At 42.3% G+C, this 832-nt stretch carries 1 protein-coding gene and 1 pseudogene; one reads left to right on the forward strand and one right to left on the reverse strand.

All coding sequences use genetic code 11. The annotated features are described in order from the left end of the window. A partial coding sequence (locus tag A3762_RS23475; protein WP_304439325.1) for a 3'(2'),5'-bisphosphate nucleotidase CysQ occupies nucleotides 1–562 on the reverse strand: 562 nt, incomplete at its 3' end. A 58-nt stretch (nucleotides 563–620) separates the two neighbouring features. Between A3762_RS23475 and A3762_RS23480 the strand changes: the two are divergent. Continuing rightward, nucleotides 621–832, forward strand: a pseudogene (locus tag A3762_RS23480) (haloacid dehalogenase); the annotation flags it as partial.

Raw genomic sequence — 832 nt, forward strand, 5'->3', positions numbered from 1 at the left:
CATTCGAGAACGTATCTGAAACTTTCTCTAACAAGCTATCTAGTGCTTCTGCACCGTGTCGACGACTTCCTACAACCGTTAATGTGGTGCCGAGATTAACGGGCTTGATCGAAATTTGTTCGTGTAATCCTGCTGAGTTTTTGAAGCTTCCGAATGCTAGGCCGCCCAAGTATAAGGTATCTGTTACCGGAACATAAACGAGTCCAAGCGCTGGCTCGTGGTTTTCAATGAAGGCGATATTAACGGTGAATTCGCCATTCTTATTAATGAATTCTTTTGTGCCGTCTAGTGGGTCAACAAGCCAGTAGCGTTGCCAATGCTTTCGCTCTGTATACTCTGGTAGACCACCCTCTTCTGACAAAATAGGGATATCTGGAGTTAGGGCTTGTAGACCCTTTTCAATGATTTGGTGTGCCGCTAAGTCGGCTTTGGTAACAGGGGAATCGTCGCTTTTAGTATCTATCTCGATAGGAAAATCTGAGTTATATACTTCTAAAATTGCCTTGCCGGCATCCTTGGCAATAACTGAAAGTGGTTCAAAAAACGCGCTTAAATCTGACATAGCTACCCTGCTTCGTTAAAATGCATCGAATCAATTGCCATAAAGTATAGAGAGTTTGATGCTCAACTGGAATCAAATCGATACCGTCTTCCTTGATATGGACGGCACCTTGTTAGACCTGCATTTCGATAATTATTTTTGGATGCAACATCTTCCAAAGCGCTTCGCTGATACGCGAGGAATGACGCTTGAAGAATCGAATACATTTCTGAGCAAGTATTTTCGAGATCTTAAAGGAACCTTAAATTGGTATTGTTTTGATTATTGGTC

This window comes from Oleiphilus sp. HI0125 (genome assembly GCF_001635355.1).